Annotated in this window: 13 protein-coding genes; 10 read left to right on the top strand and 3 right to left on the bottom strand. The window is 57.9% G+C overall.

From position 1 onward, the window contains the following. The first annotated feature begins 40 nt into the window (after positions 1-40). The 10 genes from rpsK to HWU94_RS03340 all read left to right on the top strand — a co-directional run bounded on the left by rpsK (position 41) and on the right by HWU94_RS03340 (position 10,693). Entirely contained in the window at positions 41-445 is a 405-nt protein-coding gene (rpsK, locus tag HWU94_RS03295) for a 30S ribosomal protein S11 (RefSeq protein ID WP_083090739.1), read from the top strand. Between the two features lie 146 nt (positions 446-591). Then, positions 592-1,587, top strand: coding sequence for a DNA-directed RNA polymerase subunit alpha (locus HWU94_RS03300; protein ID WP_135013066.1), 996 nt, complete (start codon positions 592-594; stop codon positions 1,585-1,587). 98 nt (positions 1,588-1,685) lie between these two features. After that, positions 1,686-2,366, top strand: a complete 681-nt coding sequence (gene rplQ / locus HWU94_RS03305; RefSeq protein ID WP_185174290.1) for a 50S ribosomal protein L17 — start codon at positions 1,686-1,688, stop codon at positions 2,364-2,366. Between the two features lie 112 nt (positions 2,367-2,478). After that, positions 2,479-3,408 (top strand): tRNA pseudouridine(38-40) synthase TruA, encoded by a 930-nt coding sequence (truA, locus tag HWU94_RS03310; protein ID WP_185174291.1) that lies wholly within the window; start codon positions 2,479-2,481, stop codon positions 3,406-3,408. Positions 3,409-3,698: 290 nt separating this feature from the next. Further along, entirely contained in the window at positions 3,699-4,142 is a 444-nt protein-coding gene (gene rplM / locus HWU94_RS03315) for a 50S ribosomal protein L13 (protein WP_135013063.1), read from the top strand. Positions 4,143-4,177: 35 nt separating this feature from the next. Next, positions 4,178-4,666: a 30S ribosomal protein S9 gene (gene rpsI, locus HWU94_RS03320; protein WP_135013062.1), complete on the top strand. Its 489-nt coding sequence runs from the start codon at positions 4,178-4,180 to the stop codon at positions 4,664-4,666. Positions 4,667-4,839: 173 nt separating this feature from the next. Next, the gene (gene ppk2 / locus HWU94_RS03325) at positions 4,840-5,925 is read left to right on the top strand and encodes a polyphosphate kinase 2 (RefSeq protein ID WP_185174292.1); all 1,086 of its coding nucleotides are present in this window, start codon (positions 4,840-4,842) and stop codon (positions 5,923-5,925) included. Positions 5,926-5,950: 25 nt separating this feature from the next. After that, complete coding sequence (gene glmM, locus HWU94_RS03330; protein WP_185174293.1) at positions 5,951-7,306, top strand: phosphoglucosamine mutase; 1,356 nt, start codon at positions 5,951-5,953, stop codon at positions 7,304-7,306. 253 nt (positions 7,307-7,559) lie between these two features. After that, positions 7,560-9,533 (top strand): PTS mannitol transporter subunit IICBA, encoded by a 1,974-nt coding sequence (locus HWU94_RS03335; RefSeq protein ID WP_185174294.1) that lies wholly within the window; start codon positions 7,560-7,562, stop codon positions 9,531-9,533. A 2-nt stretch (positions 9,534-9,535) separates the two neighbouring features. Further along, positions 9,536-10,693, top strand: a complete 1,158-nt coding sequence (locus HWU94_RS03340) for a mannitol-1-phosphate 5-dehydrogenase (protein ID WP_185174295.1) — start codon at positions 9,536-9,538, stop codon at positions 10,691-10,693. Positions 10,694-10,765: 72 nt separating this feature from the next. On the opposite strand, the gene mscL is transcribed toward HWU94_RS03340, so the two are convergent. The 3 genes from mscL to coaA all read right to left on the bottom strand — a co-directional run bounded on the left by mscL (position 10,766) and on the right by coaA (position 13,080). Next, positions 10,766-11,149, bottom strand: coding sequence for a large conductance mechanosensitive channel protein MscL (gene mscL, locus HWU94_RS03345; RefSeq protein ID WP_185174296.1), 384 nt, complete (start codon positions 11,147-11,149; stop codon positions 10,766-10,768). A 159-nt stretch (positions 11,150-11,308) separates the two neighbouring features. Beyond that, complete coding sequence (locus tag HWU94_RS03350; protein WP_244956009.1) at positions 11,309-12,073, bottom strand: M15 family metallopeptidase; 765 nt, start codon at positions 12,071-12,073, stop codon at positions 11,309-11,311. Positions 12,074-12,123: 50 nt separating this feature from the next. Continuing rightward, the gene (gene coaA, locus HWU94_RS03355; protein ID WP_185174298.1) at positions 12,124-13,080 is read right to left on the bottom strand and encodes a type I pantothenate kinase; all 957 of its coding nucleotides are present in this window, start codon (positions 13,078-13,080) and stop codon (positions 12,124-12,126) included. Positions 13,081-13,145: the final 65 nt, after the last annotated feature.

Here is a 13,145-nt window from a genome sequence, read left to right on the forward strand (position 1 = left end):
AGACCAACACTTCAACCAAAACTTTGTAGGAGAATCAAAAATGCCTCCCAAGACTCGCGCAGCGGCCAAGCGTACCGGCCGCCGCAAGGTTTCCAAGAACATTGTTGCCGGTCAGGCACACATCAAGTCAACCTTCAACAACACCATCGTTTCAATCACTGATCCCTCTGGTGCTGTTATTTCCTGGTCATCCGCCGGCGAAATGGGCTTCAAGGGTTCACGTAAGTCAACCCCCTACGCAGCTCAGATGGCTGCTGAGACCGCTGCAAAGCGCGCTCAGGAACACGGTGTCCGCAAGGTAGACGTTTTCGTCAAGGGCCCCGGCCCCGGCCGCGAAACCGCTATCCGCTCACTCCAGGCTACCGGCCTCGAAGTTGGCTCCATCCAGGACGTCACCCCCGTTGCCCACAACGGCTGCCGTCCTCCGAAGCGCCGCCACGTCTAAGCCCCACCGGCTAGACGCGTCCCGAACATCGGGCGACCCGCAACCCACCGGCTGCAGGTCAATGAACAGACTGCTTCGTCTGCTTCCTCACTCGTTTTTCCCAACCTGTGAGCTCATATAGCGGATGCTCACCGAAAGGAAACATAGTGCTCATTGCACAGCGCCCCATCCTGCGTGAAGAACACGTATCGGAAAACCGTTCACGCTTCACCATCGAGCCCCTCGAACCCGGCTTCGGCTACACCCTGGGTAACTCCCTCCGCCGCACCCTTCTCTCATCCATCCCCGGTGCCGCTGTAACCAGCATCCGCATCGACGGTGTGCTGCATGAATTCAGCACTGTAGAAGGTGTGACCGAGGACGTCACCGAGATTATCTTGAACATCAAGAAGCTCTCCATCTCATCAGAGAACGACGAGCCCGTCATTGCCTACCTGCGCAAGCAGGGCGAAGGCGAACTCACCGCAGGCGACATCGAGGTGCCCGCAGGCGTCGAGATCCACAACCCGGACCTCCACATCGCAACCCTCAACAACCGCGCAAACTTCAACGCAGAACTGACCATCGAACGCGGCCGTGGCTACGTCTCGGCAGCACAGAACAAGTCAGGTGACGCAGAAATCGGCCGTATCCCGGTCGACTCCATCTACTCACCCGTCCTCAAGGTCACCTTCCGCGTCAGCGCAACCCGTGTTGAGCAGCGCACCGACTTCGACTCCCTCACCCTGGACGTCGAAACCAAGGAAGCAATTGCTCCCCGCGACGCAGTCGCATCAGCAGGCAACACCCTCGTTGAGCTCTTCGGCCTTGCCCGCGAACTCAACACCGCCGCTGAAGGTATCGAAGTTGGCCCGTCACCCGCTGACGAGTCAATGGCCGCAGACCTGGCTCTGCCCATCGAAGACCTGGACATGACCGTCCGCTCCTACAACTGCCTCAAGCGCGAAGGCATCCACACCGTGGGTGAACTCGTGACCCGCAGCGAAGCAGACCTCATGGACATCCGCAACTTCGGTGCCAAGTCCATCGACGAAGTCAAGGCAAAGCTCACCGAGCTCGGCCTGTCCCTCAAGGACTCACCCGCCGGAATGGACCTCTCAGCCCGCCTGCAGGACGACGACAGCTACGGCAGCGACTACTAAGACACCGGCAGTCAACGCTTCCACGCGTTACACCAGTCAAACATCTTTGGTTCCCCTGCCGTGAGGCAGTAAGGAACGGCAAACCAGGAGAATAAATTATGCCTACTCCCACTAAGGGTCCCCGCCTCGGCGGATCACCGACCCACGAGCGCATCATGCTGAACAACCTGTCTCAGCAGCTCTTCGAGCACAAGCGCATCACCACCACCGTTACCAAGGCAAAGCGTCTGCGCCCCGTCGCCGAGCGTCTAATCACCTTCGCAAAGAAGGGCGACCTCAACGCACGCCGCCGCGTCCTGCGCTCCATCGGTAACAAGACCGTAGTCCACGAGCTCTTCACCGTCATTGCCCCCGCAATGGCAGAGCGCCCCGGTGGCTACACCCGCATCACCAAGATCGGTAACCGCAAGGGCGACAACGCCCCCATGGCAGTTATCGAACTGGTCATGGAGCCCGTTGCAACCGCAGCAGCTGTTTCAGAAGCTACCAAGGTAGCAGAGACCGCAGCACCCGCAGCAGAAGAGACCAAGGCAGCAGCACCCGCAGCAGCTGAGTCCTCAGACCTGCCCGCAGGCGCACACGCAGCAACCGAGCACGGAGAAGCTCCCGAGGGCTTCGAAATCAAGGGCAACGCTGACTCCATGAAGTACCACGTACCCGGCTCACGCTGGTACGCAAACACCCAGGCTGAAATCTGGTTCGACACCAAGGAATCAGCTGAAGCAGCAGGTTACGCACCTGCCGGTGGTGCAGCAGCACAGACCATCTCCGAAGACTAATTTCTTAGTCACCGGTAGATAAAAGGCGGCTCTTCCCCTCACACGGGGGGGCCGCCTTTGTCTGTAGCGGGTAAAGTGGAGTGAGCCTGTACCCCGCCTTCTAAGGAGAGCCGTGACCGAAACCCCCGAGCCGCTATACGAGCCCCGCGTACGCGTGCGCCTTGATTTTGCCTACGACGGTGGCCCCTTCGCAGGCTGGGCCAAGCAGCCGGGGCTTATCACCGTTCAGGGAGTCCTCGAAGAAGCCCTGGCCCTTATCTTCCGCCGCCCCGTCTACACGACCGTAGCCGGACGGACCGACGCCGGCGTTCACGCCCTGCACCAGGTGGTGCACTTCGACCTTGCCAAGGACGCCTGGGAGCGGCTACCCGGGCGCGGCCAGGACGCACCGGCGTCCGCCCTCCGCCGCAAACTGCGCGGGGCACTCAGCAGAGCTCTGGCAGATGCAGAGGCAGCACTGGGAATACCATCCCGTCTACAGGGTTATATGCAGCGGGCGATCACGGTCAGTAGCTGCCAGGAAGTCCCGGCTGATTTCGATGCCCGCTTCTCGGCCCTCGAACGCTCCTACCGTTACCTGCTTGAAGACGGGCAAGAAGAGAAGGGCAGCAATCCGCTGAACCGGCAGGTCGCCTGGCAAATCAACCCCGTACTCGATATAGATCTGATGAACCGTGCTGCCCAGAACCTCTTGGGTCTCAACGACTTTCTCTCCTTCTGTAAGCCCCGCGAAGGCTCCACCACGATTCGTGAACTGCGTGAACTTCGGTTTGAACGGCGGACGGACGGCCTCATCGAAGCAAGCATCAGGGCAGACGCTTTCTGCCACAATATGGTGCGCACCCTCATCGCCTCGCTAGTGATGGTGGGGGAGAGAAAGAAAGACGAAGCCTGGCTGATCTCCCGTATCGAAGCCCCTGTGCGAGACTCCCAGGTGCGTTTAGCTGCCCCGCGCGGTCTGGCCTTAGCCTCCATCACCTACCCCGAGGCGTCCGGCTACGCAGCTCAAAGCGAGAAAGCCCGAAACCTGCGAACCCTCTAAATCACAAGCCTGTGATTTAAACGTGAGGTCGGTCAAAACCCCGTCTTTAAAGGGCTAAGCCCTGGATTAAGAGACTTAAACTCTGTATAGTTTCATACGTTGTGCGTATACCGCCCTCATTTCGTACCCTGTTCTTCGGTCTAGTTGCAGGACAATAACGGGGAACAAGAGGTCTGAGGAAATCGGTAACGCAGATGCGTTTGGCCCTCACCCAAACCCTGCGAAAACGCACCTATGTAAACCAGCGCGATACCCAACTAGCGCTACAAGAAACGAGAAAAGGCGAAATTTTGCGCACTTACACTCCGAAGTCAGGCGACAACAACCGCCAGTGGCACATCATCGATGCCTCTGATGTTGTTCTCGGCCGTCTCGCAAGCCAGACCGCAATCCTGCTGCGCGGCAAGCACAAGCCCACCTTCGCACCCCACGTTGACATGGGTGACTCCGTCATCATCATCAACGCTGAAAAGGTTGCACTGACCGGTGCCAAGCTTGAGCAGAAGCGTGCCTACCGCCACTCCGGTTACCCCGGTGGTCTGAAGTCAGTCAACTACGCCGAACTGCTGGAAACCAACCCCGTTCGCGCCGTAGAAAAGGCTGTTAAGGGCATGCTCCCCAAGAACAAGCTGGCTGCCCAGCAGCTCAAGAACCTCAAGGTCTACGCAGGTTCCGAGCACCCCCACGCAGCTCAGCAGCCCAAGACCTACGAATTCACCCAGGTTGCCCAGTAATTCGGGCCTACGAAAGAACTATTAAAGGAGACATCGTGGCTCAGAACGAAGAGTACACCACCGAAGAAGAGCTCACCAGCTACACTTCCGAGTCCTCAGCACCCGTTGCTGAAAAGGCTGCCCGCCCCGCACTGACCGTTGGTGGTCAGGCTGTTGGCCGTCGCAAGGAAGCCGTTGCCCGCGTCCGCCTGGTACCCGGTACCGGCAAGTGGACCGTTAACGGTCGCGAGCTCGACAACTACTTCCCCAACAAGCTGCACCAGCAGGAAGTAAACGACCCCTTCAAGCTGCTTGAACTCGAAGGCGCCTACGACGTCTTCGCCCGTATCTCAGGCGGCGGCCCCTCCGGCCAGGCTGGCGCTCTGCGTCTTGGCGTTGCTCGTGCCCTGAACGAGATTGATGCTGAGAACAACCGCCCCGCCCTGAAGAAGGCAGGCTTCCTGACCCGCGACGCTCGCGTTATCGAGCGTAAGAAGGCTGGTCTTAAGAAGGCACGCAAGGCTTCACAGTTCTCAAAGCGCTAAGCTTCGATCACTGGGCCTACTGCTCAGATTTGTTGTCAGATGCCCCGTTTCTCTTTGCAGAAATGGGGCATTTGCCTTACCCGGCTTAGGGTCAAAAGACGTGTAACAGTGGGGTGTCTCACGTCTTATACCTAAAATAGATGTGGAATATACACACGAGAGAAAGGGTGCCCATGGCATCTTCGAATACCACTCGCACTTCACGCTCCACCAAGGCCGCAGGCAAGGACGCCGCAGCTGACGTAGAAACTCCCAGCACCGAAGCTGCGGAGCAGGCTACCCCCGAACAGGCAACTGACTCCAAGAAAGAAGCAGTTAAAGCGGCTCTCACCAAAGAGACCCGCCGCGTATCGGTCGTAGAGGACTACAGCGCAGAACTCGACGAAATTTCATCTCTAACTAAGAAACTTAGCGGTGACAGCGAGAAGTCGGACGCCTGGAAGGCTGGCTACCCCTACGACAAGAAACTTTCCCGCAAGGAATATGAGAAGGAAAAGCGAGCTCTGCAGATTGAGCTCCTCAAGCTCCAGCTCTGGGTTAAGGAAACCGGCCAGAAGGTTCTAATTATTTTTGAGGGCCGAGATGCAGCGGGTAAGGGCGGTGCCATCAAGCGCTTTATGGAACACCTCAATCCCCGCGGTGCCCGCGTCGTTGCTCTGGAAAAGCCCACCGACGTTGAGCAGACCCAGTGGTACTTCCAGCGCTACATACAGCACCTGCCCTCCGGCGGCGAAATCGTGCTCATGGACCGCTCCTGGTACAACCGCGCAGGCGTCGAGCGCGTCATGGGCTACTGCACCTCCCAGCAATACTACGAATTTATGCGTGAGGTACCCGAACTAGAGCGCATGCTGGTTAACTCCGGCGTCAAACTCATTAAGTTCTGGTTCTCCGTTACCCGTGCAGAACAGCTAGCCCGCTTCAATTCCCGCCGCACCGACCCTGTGCGTCAGTGGAAGCTGTCGCCTACCGACCTTGCCTCCCTCGATAAGTGGGATGACTACACCGCGGCTAAAGAGGCCATGTTCTTCTACACTGACACCGGCGACGCCCCCTGGACCGTTGTGAAGTCTAACGACAAGAAGCGCGCCCGTCTCGAAGCCATGCGCCACGTGCTCAACCAGTTCGACTACCCCGATAAGGACCACGCCCTGGTCGGTTCCACCGACCCGCTCATCGTGGGTAAGGGATCAGACGTTCTAGAAGACGATGTGCCCGAAAACCCTGAGGGTTTCCCCGTCTTACGCGAAGAAAAATAGAACTGAGCGCGTAGAATAATAAGTAATGTCTAGATTATTCGGAACCGACGGTGTTCGCGGCCTCGCTAACGAAGTGATTACTCCTGCTCTTGCTATGGAGCTTGCGCAGGCCGCGTCCATCGTCCTTGGGTTCAATACGGTTAAAGAAGGTGTCCGCCCCAAGGCTGTTATCGCCCATGACTCCCGTATCTCTGGTGAGTTCATTGGCGCGGCAATGACCGCAGGCTTTGCAGCATCAGGTATTGATGTGCTCGACGCGGGCATGGTGCCTACCCCCGCCGCGGCTTACCTAGTGGCAAGCACAGAAGCCGACTTCGGCGTCATGATTTCTGCTTCCCACAACGCGGCTGAAGATAACGGAATTAAGTTCCTGGCTCGCGGGGGTAAGAAGCTGGATGATTCGATTGAGGACGCCATTGAGGCCCTCTACCGCTCAAAGGACTTCCGCTACCCCACCCACGGTGAGGTGGGGCGCATCCGTCCGCTCACTGATGGTGAAGACCGCTACGTCACCCATCTGCTCTCAACCATGCCCGAGCACCGACGCCTCAACGGCCTCAAGGTCGTGCTGGATTGCGCTAACGGAGCCTCGTCCGGGGTTTCTCCAGATGCTTTCCGCACCCTGGGCGCCAAGGTGTTTGTGATTGGTGCTGAACCCGATGGCATTAACATCAACGACGGTGTGGGCTCGACCCACCCCGAGAAGCTTCAGGAAGCGGTTGTTCGCCACAGCGCTGACCTGGGTATTGCCCATGACGGCGACGCCGATCGCTGTATGGCTGTCGATGAGCAGGGCAACCTGGTCGATGGCGATCAGATTATGTCGATTCTGGCGCTGTCGATGAAGGAAGCAGGAACCCTCAAGGACGACACCCTGGTCGCCACCGTCATGTCTTCACTGGGCCTGGAAATCTTCCTCAAGGAACACGGCATCAAGCTAGAGCGTACCGCTGTGGGCGACCGCTACGTGCTGGAATCCATGAACAAGAACGGTTTTAACCTGGGTGGTGAGCAGTCGGGCCACGTGATTATGTCGGACCATGCCACCACCGGTGACGGTGTGCTCACCGGCCTGCATCTGGCTGCTGAAATGGCCCGTACCGGCCTGCCTCTCTCTGAGCTGGCTAACCGCATGCGGGCAACCCCCCAGAAGCTGATCAACGTCAAGGGCGTTGACCGCTCTGGTGTGGCTGGCTGCGTGCCCCTGCAAGAAGCGATTAAGGACGCCGAGGCCCAGCTGGGCGATACCGGTCGAGTTTTGCTTCGCCCCTCGGGTACCGAACCCCTGGTGCGCGTCATGGTTGAAGCTGAAACCCAGGAGGTTGCCGATGCAATCGCCCAGGCTCTAGCTGACGTTGTGGCTCGTGAACTGGCTATCTAAGGTAGCCTCCACTTAGTCTCTGCCGGGCCCTGTTCTCCCTCACCGGGGGAGTAGGGCCCGGCTTTTTGTTGCCCCTAGCCTATACTTGTCTAATAGGTGTGAGAAACTGGTCAATTTTTCCTGTAGGTAGCAGCCTGGCAGAGAGGTAGACTAAAGACACTCAGCTCTCTGACCCACCAGCGATGGTGGGAAAAAGAGGGCTTTTTATGTAGAACCACACTCCTTGTGAAAACACATTTCTAAGAAGGACTCTATGGCAGAGACACAGTCACCCAGCCTGCGCGTACGCGTGCAGAAGTTTGGCACCTTCCTTTCGAGCATGATTATGCCGAACATCGGTGCCCTCATCGCGTGGGGTATCATCACCGCGCTCTTCATTCCTAAGGGCCTCGTGCCCATGTACATCCCGAGCCTGGCAGGCTTCAGCGAATACGTAGCAACCATGGTTGGCCCCATGGTGACCTACCTGCTTCCGATTCTGATCGCCTACACCGGCGGTAAGCTCATCTACGACCACCGCGGTGGTGTAGTCGGTGCAACCGCTACCATGGGCGTCATCATGGGTACCAGCGCTGAAATTTTCATCGGTGACGCTGGCGGCTCACCTATGTTCCTGGGCGCTATGATTATGGGCCCCCTGGCCGCCTGGTGCATGAAGAAGCTCGACGGCCTCTGGGACGGCAAAATCAAGCCCGGCTTCGAGATGCTGGTGAACAACTTCTCCGCCGGTATCTTTGCTGTTATCGCAGCAATGGGCTCCATGTTCCTGCTGACGCCCGTCATGCGGGCGTTCTCAGCGGGTGCTGAAGCAGCCGTCGACTGGCTGGTTTCCACCGGCCTGCTGCCGCTGACCGCCCTGCTGATTGAACCGGCTAAGGTCCTCTTCCTCAACAACGCCATTAACCACGGCATTATCACCCCTCTGGGTACCGCCCAGGCACTGGAGCAGGGTAAGTCCATTCTCTACCTGCTCGAAGCTAACCCCGGCCCCGGCCTGGGTATCCTGCTGGCCTACTGCTTCTTCGGCCGTGGCTCAGCTAAGGCAACCGCACCCGGTGCAGCCCTGATTCACTTCTTCGGCGGTATCCACGAAATCTACTTCCCCTACGTACTCATGAAGCCCCAGCTGATTCTTGCCACTATCGCAGGTGGTATGGCCGGTACCTTCACTTTCATGACCCTCAACGTGGGTCTGACCTCCGCATCCGCCCCCGGCTCCATCATCGCTATCACCGCTGTTGCGGCCCCCGGCGACCTGTTCAAGATTTACCTGGGTGTGCTTATCGCTACCGCCGTTTCCTTCCTGGTGGCTGCTCCCATCCTCAAGTTCTCCAAGAACAGCGAAGATGACCTCGAAGCAGCAGCAGCCAAGATGCAGGAGATGAAGGGCAAGAAGTCTTCTGTCGCCGGTGCCTTCGCTACCGCCGATAAGAACCGTGAAATCCGCTCCATCGTCTTTGCCTGCGACGCCGGTATGGGTTCCTCTGCTATGGGTGCTTCGGTGCTGCGCAACAAGATTAAGGACGCCGGCTTCGGCGACCGCGTCACGGTGGTGAACTCCGCAATCAACAACCTCAAGGACGAATACGACCTGCTGGTCTCCCACCAGGACCTGGCAGACCGTGCCGCCGCTCCCACCCCCAGCGCTGTTCACGTTGCTGTTGACAACTTCATGAACTCACCGCGCTACGACGACATCGTAGAGATGATCCGCGAGCAGCAGACCGGCAGCCAGGCAACCGCTGAAGCGCCGGCGTCCGCATCCCCCGCTGCAGCCGCAACCGCTGTGGCCACCGAAGAACAGGTGCTGACCGCATCGACCATCGTGCTCGATGCTAGCGCCACCGACCGCGACGACGCCATCAACCAGGCAGGTACCCTGCTGGTTGCTACCGGCAAGGTCGATGAGAGCTACGTAGCTGCTATGCACGAACGCGAAGCATCAGTCTCCACTTACATGGGCAACGGCCTGGCTATTCCTCACGGCACCAATGAAGCTAAGGACACCATCCACAGCTCCGCTATGTCCTTCGTTCGTCTGAGCGAACCGGTGGAATGGAACGGTAAACCCGTTAACTTCGTTATCGGTATCGCTGGCGCAGGCGGCACCCACCTGGAACTGCTGCAGAAGATCGCAAAGACCTTCTCCAACAAGGCAGCCGTAGCCCAGCTGGAAGAAGCCCGTACCGCCCAGGAAATCCTGGATATCTTTGGAAAGGTTCAGTAACCGTGAAAAAAGCAGTCCACTTTGGCGCTGGCAATATCGGCCGCGGCTTTGTAGGCGTCATCCTGAATGAAGCCGGCTACGAGCTGGTGTTCTCAGACGTCGCTGCCCCGCTGATTGACGCCCTCAATGAGCAAGAGAGCTACACCGTCCATGAGGTCGGCCATGCCCCCAAAGATATCACCATCACCGGCTTCCGCGGTATCAACTCAGCAGAGAACCCTCAGGTGCTCGCCGAGGAAATCGCTACCGCCGATGTGGTAACCACCGCTGTTGGCCCCACTATTCTCAAGTTTGTTGCCGTCAATATCGCTGAGGGTCTCAAGCTCCGTGCCGAGCAGGGAACAGGTTCGAAGGTCGCTGTGATGGCCTGCGAAAACGCTATCAATGCAACCGACGCGCTGGCAGAAGAAGTCCGTAAGCACTACCCGGCAGCAGATGATGTTGCCATCTTCGCTAACACCGCAGTCGACCGCATCGTGCCCAACCAGGCCCCCGGCCAGGGCCTTGACGTTACCGTAGAAAACTACTACGAGTGGGCCGTAGAAACCGGCCCCTTCGGCGACGATGTACCCCAGATTCCCGGGGCGACCTGGGTTGAAGACCTGGCCCCCTACATCACCCGCAAGCTCTTCACCGTTAACACCGGCCACGCGACTACCGCCTACTTTGGCCAGCAGGCGGGCATCTCCAAGCTCTCCGAGGCTCTTGAAGTTCCCGAGATTCGTGCCAAGGTCGAAGCGACCCTGGCCGAGACCAAGGACCTGATTGTCCGTAAGTTTGGCTTCGAGCCCGAGGTGCAGCAGGCCTACGTCGAGAAGATTCTGGGACGCTTCGCTAACCCCGATCTGCCCGACACCACCGAGCGTGTAGGCCGTTCACCGCTGCGAAAGATCTCCCGTCACGAGCGTTTCATCGGACCTGCCGCTGAGCTCGCTGAGCTGGGCCGCCCCACCGAGGCCCTGCTGGCGACCATCGGTGCCCTGCTGGAATTCAACGTGGCTGAAGACCCCGAGTCGGTTGAACTGCAGGCCCTGCTTGCAGGCGTCCGCGCAGGTGACCAGACCGCTGAAGAGGTAACCGAACGCCTCACCGGCCTAGCTGCTGACCACCCCCTCTACCCGGGAGTCCTTGCCCTGGTGAAGGAGCGCACCGCAGCATAAAGCCCCAGAAGGCATAGGGAAGGCCCCGGTAGCTAGCTACCGGGGCCTTCCCTCTATAAATGGATAGAAAAATTACTTGACGGTCAGAGCGTCACGGATTTCCTTCAGCAGAGCAACCTGGGGATCCTCTTCCTCAACCTCTTCTTCAAGGTCGAGCTTGGCAGCACGACGCTCGTTGAACTTGTTGACGGGCATAACAATGCAGAAGTACAGGGCTGCTGCAACAATGAGGAAGTTGATAACTGCGGTCAGGAAAGCGCCAAACTGAATGGGGCCAACAATGAGCCAGTTGTCGAAGTTAACTTCCTGGCCACCGGTCGCAAGGGCGATAGCAGGCATCATAACCTTCTCAACCAGTGCAGTGACAACGGCGGTAAAGGCAGAGCCAATAATCAGACCGACTGCGAGGTCGATGACGTTACCGCGGGTGATGAAATCTTTAAAACCACTAAGCATGAGTTCAAGAATAGCGGTTTCTGCCAGCGGTGAACACCAATCTGAGCTGAAATTTTCGCTGTAAACCAGTGGGTTTACTCACAGGTTAGGGTGGCTCGTCAGCTTATATCAAAAATTTGTAGGTTACCAACCGTCGCCCCCTTACCCGGTACCCGTTTCTTAGTAGGTGGGGGCGGGCCCTGTACCCCAGAAATCTTCTAGTGTTTCAAATCCAGATTCTTTTAGTGCGGTGGCTTCCTCAATGCCGATATAACGCAGGTGCCAGGATTCGTACCAGTAGCCGGTGGTCTCGTGGTGCCACCAGGGATAGCGCACCACAAATCCATAGCGGTGGGCGTTCTCGGCTGCCCATAAGGCAGTTGCCGTGTCTTTGAAGCAGGGCTGGAGGTCGCAGGCGCCACCGGTTCCGATATCGAGAGCGAGGCCCGTTTGATGTTCCGAATAACCCGGGCGGGCAGAAGCCACATCTGCATGATCTGTACCGTACTGGGCAGCCCAGCTGGCATAAGTTCCCTGCTGGGTCTCATACGACCGGTAACCGCTGAGAGCGACCATGGGGGCACCCGCTGCAGAGGCATCGGCAAACATGCGGTGCGCTGCTTGCGCTGCCTCGGCACGAAGCATGACAGAGCCAAGCGGCTGTAAATCATCAGGAGCGTAGGTGAGAGGCGAGAGGGGATTGTGCTTATTGACGAGAACCGTGATCGATGATGCAGACTCAATATCGGCAGGACGGCGCGTGGCAGCCTGACTAGGGGTAGTTGACTCAGTTGACTCAGTTGACTCAGCGCTCGTGCTAGAAGAAGCCGGTGTGCTTGAAGCTACCTGCTGAGGGACGGAAGCTACCATCGAGTTGGAAGGCGACGGGGCGGCGTCCGGTTCAGCGGGAGTGTTCTGGCCGCAGGCAGCCAATGATAGAGCCATGAGGCCGCTCGCTAAAACCAGCGAAAGCTGTGAAAAATAAGAGCGCATACCTAGTTCTTCCGTAACAGAACCTTACGGATCTTGTGATCATGGGACTTCTTCAAAATCAGTCGGGCTCGGCCGCGTGTGGGGCGGACATTTTCCCTCAGGTTGGGTTCGTTGATAGAGCGCCAAATGCTCAAGGCCAGTTCAACCGCCGCGTCCTCCGATAAATCGGCATACCGTTTGAAGTAGGAATCTGGGTTGGTGAAAGCCGACCGCTGGAGCTTCAGGAACCGTTGCACATACCAGTGCTCTATATCTCTGGTAGAAGCGTCAACATAGATAGAGAAATCAAAGAAATCAGCCAGGCTCAGGGCTGAGCTTTTCTCGCTCTCAAGCTTGGCAGGGGCCAGTACGTTCAAACCCTCCACAATGAGCACATCGGGGCTGGTAACCTCGATGCGCTCGCCTTCAATGATGTCGTAGTAGAGGTGGGAGTATTTAGGGGCGGTGACGAGGGGAGCGCCTGATTTCACTTCTGACACAAACCGCAGGAGGGCACGGCGGTCGTAGGACTCTGGGAAACCCTTGCGCCCCATGAGCCCCCGGCGTTCTAGCTCGGCGTTGGGGTAGAGGAAGCCGTCGGTAGTTACCAGCTGGACGTTCGGGGTTGAGGGCCAGCGTCGAAGCAGCTCCTGCAGGACGCGGGCGGTAGTTGATTTGCCGACAGCTACTGACCCTGCCACGCCGATAATAAAAGGGACTTTCTGGCCTTGAAGACCTAAAAAGTCGTTAGTCATGTGGTTAGTGCTCGTGGCTGCATTGACGTAGAGGTTGAGCAGGCGAGAAATGGGCAGATAAACCTGTGCTACTTCATCCAAATCAATGGTCTCACCCAGGCCCCGCAGTTGTTGCAATTCGTCCTCTGTTAGCGGAACTGAGATCTCGGTGGCGAGTCGGGACCAAGTATCTCGGTCTAGCTCCGTGAACGGAGAATATTTGGAAGAAAGCGCAGATATGCTCATTTACAACAGTCTAGAGGGACGTAAGTTGCGAGCCTAATATGACGATGGTCTAAGGGGAAAGGACA

This window comes from Rothia nasimurium (genome assembly GCF_014217215.1).
GTDB lineage: Bacteria > Actinomycetota > Actinomycetes > Actinomycetales > Micrococcaceae > Rothia > Rothia avistercoris.

Coding starts and splice junctions, on each gene's coding strand:
- rpsK (WP_083090739.1), top strand. CDS start 41: ATGCCTCCCAAGACTCGCGCAGCGGCCAAGCGTACCGGCCGCCGCAAG.
- rplQ (WP_185174290.1), top strand. CDS start 1,686: ATGCCTACTCCCACTAAGGGTCCCCGCCTCGGCGGATCACCGACCCAC.
- ppk2 (WP_185174292.1), top strand. CDS start 4,840: ATGGCATCTTCGAATACCACTCGCACTTCACGCTCCACCAAGGCCGCA.
- glmM (WP_185174293.1), top strand. CDS start 5,951: ATGTCTAGATTATTCGGAACCGACGGTGTTCGCGGCCTCGCTAACGAA.
- HWU94_RS03335 (WP_185174294.1), top strand. CDS start 7,560: ATGGCAGAGACACAGTCACCCAGCCTGCGCGTACGCGTGCAGAAGTTT.
- mscL (WP_185174296.1), bottom strand. CDS start 11,149: ATGCTTAGTGGTTTTAAAGATTTCATCACCCGCGGTAACGTCATCGAC.
- HWU94_RS03350 (WP_244956009.1), bottom strand. CDS start 12,073: ATGGCTCTATCATTGGCTGCCTGCGGCCAGAACACTCCCGCTGAACCG.
- coaA (WP_185174298.1), bottom strand. CDS start 13,080: ATGAGCATATCTGCGCTTTCTTCCAAATATTCTCCGTTCACGGAGCTA.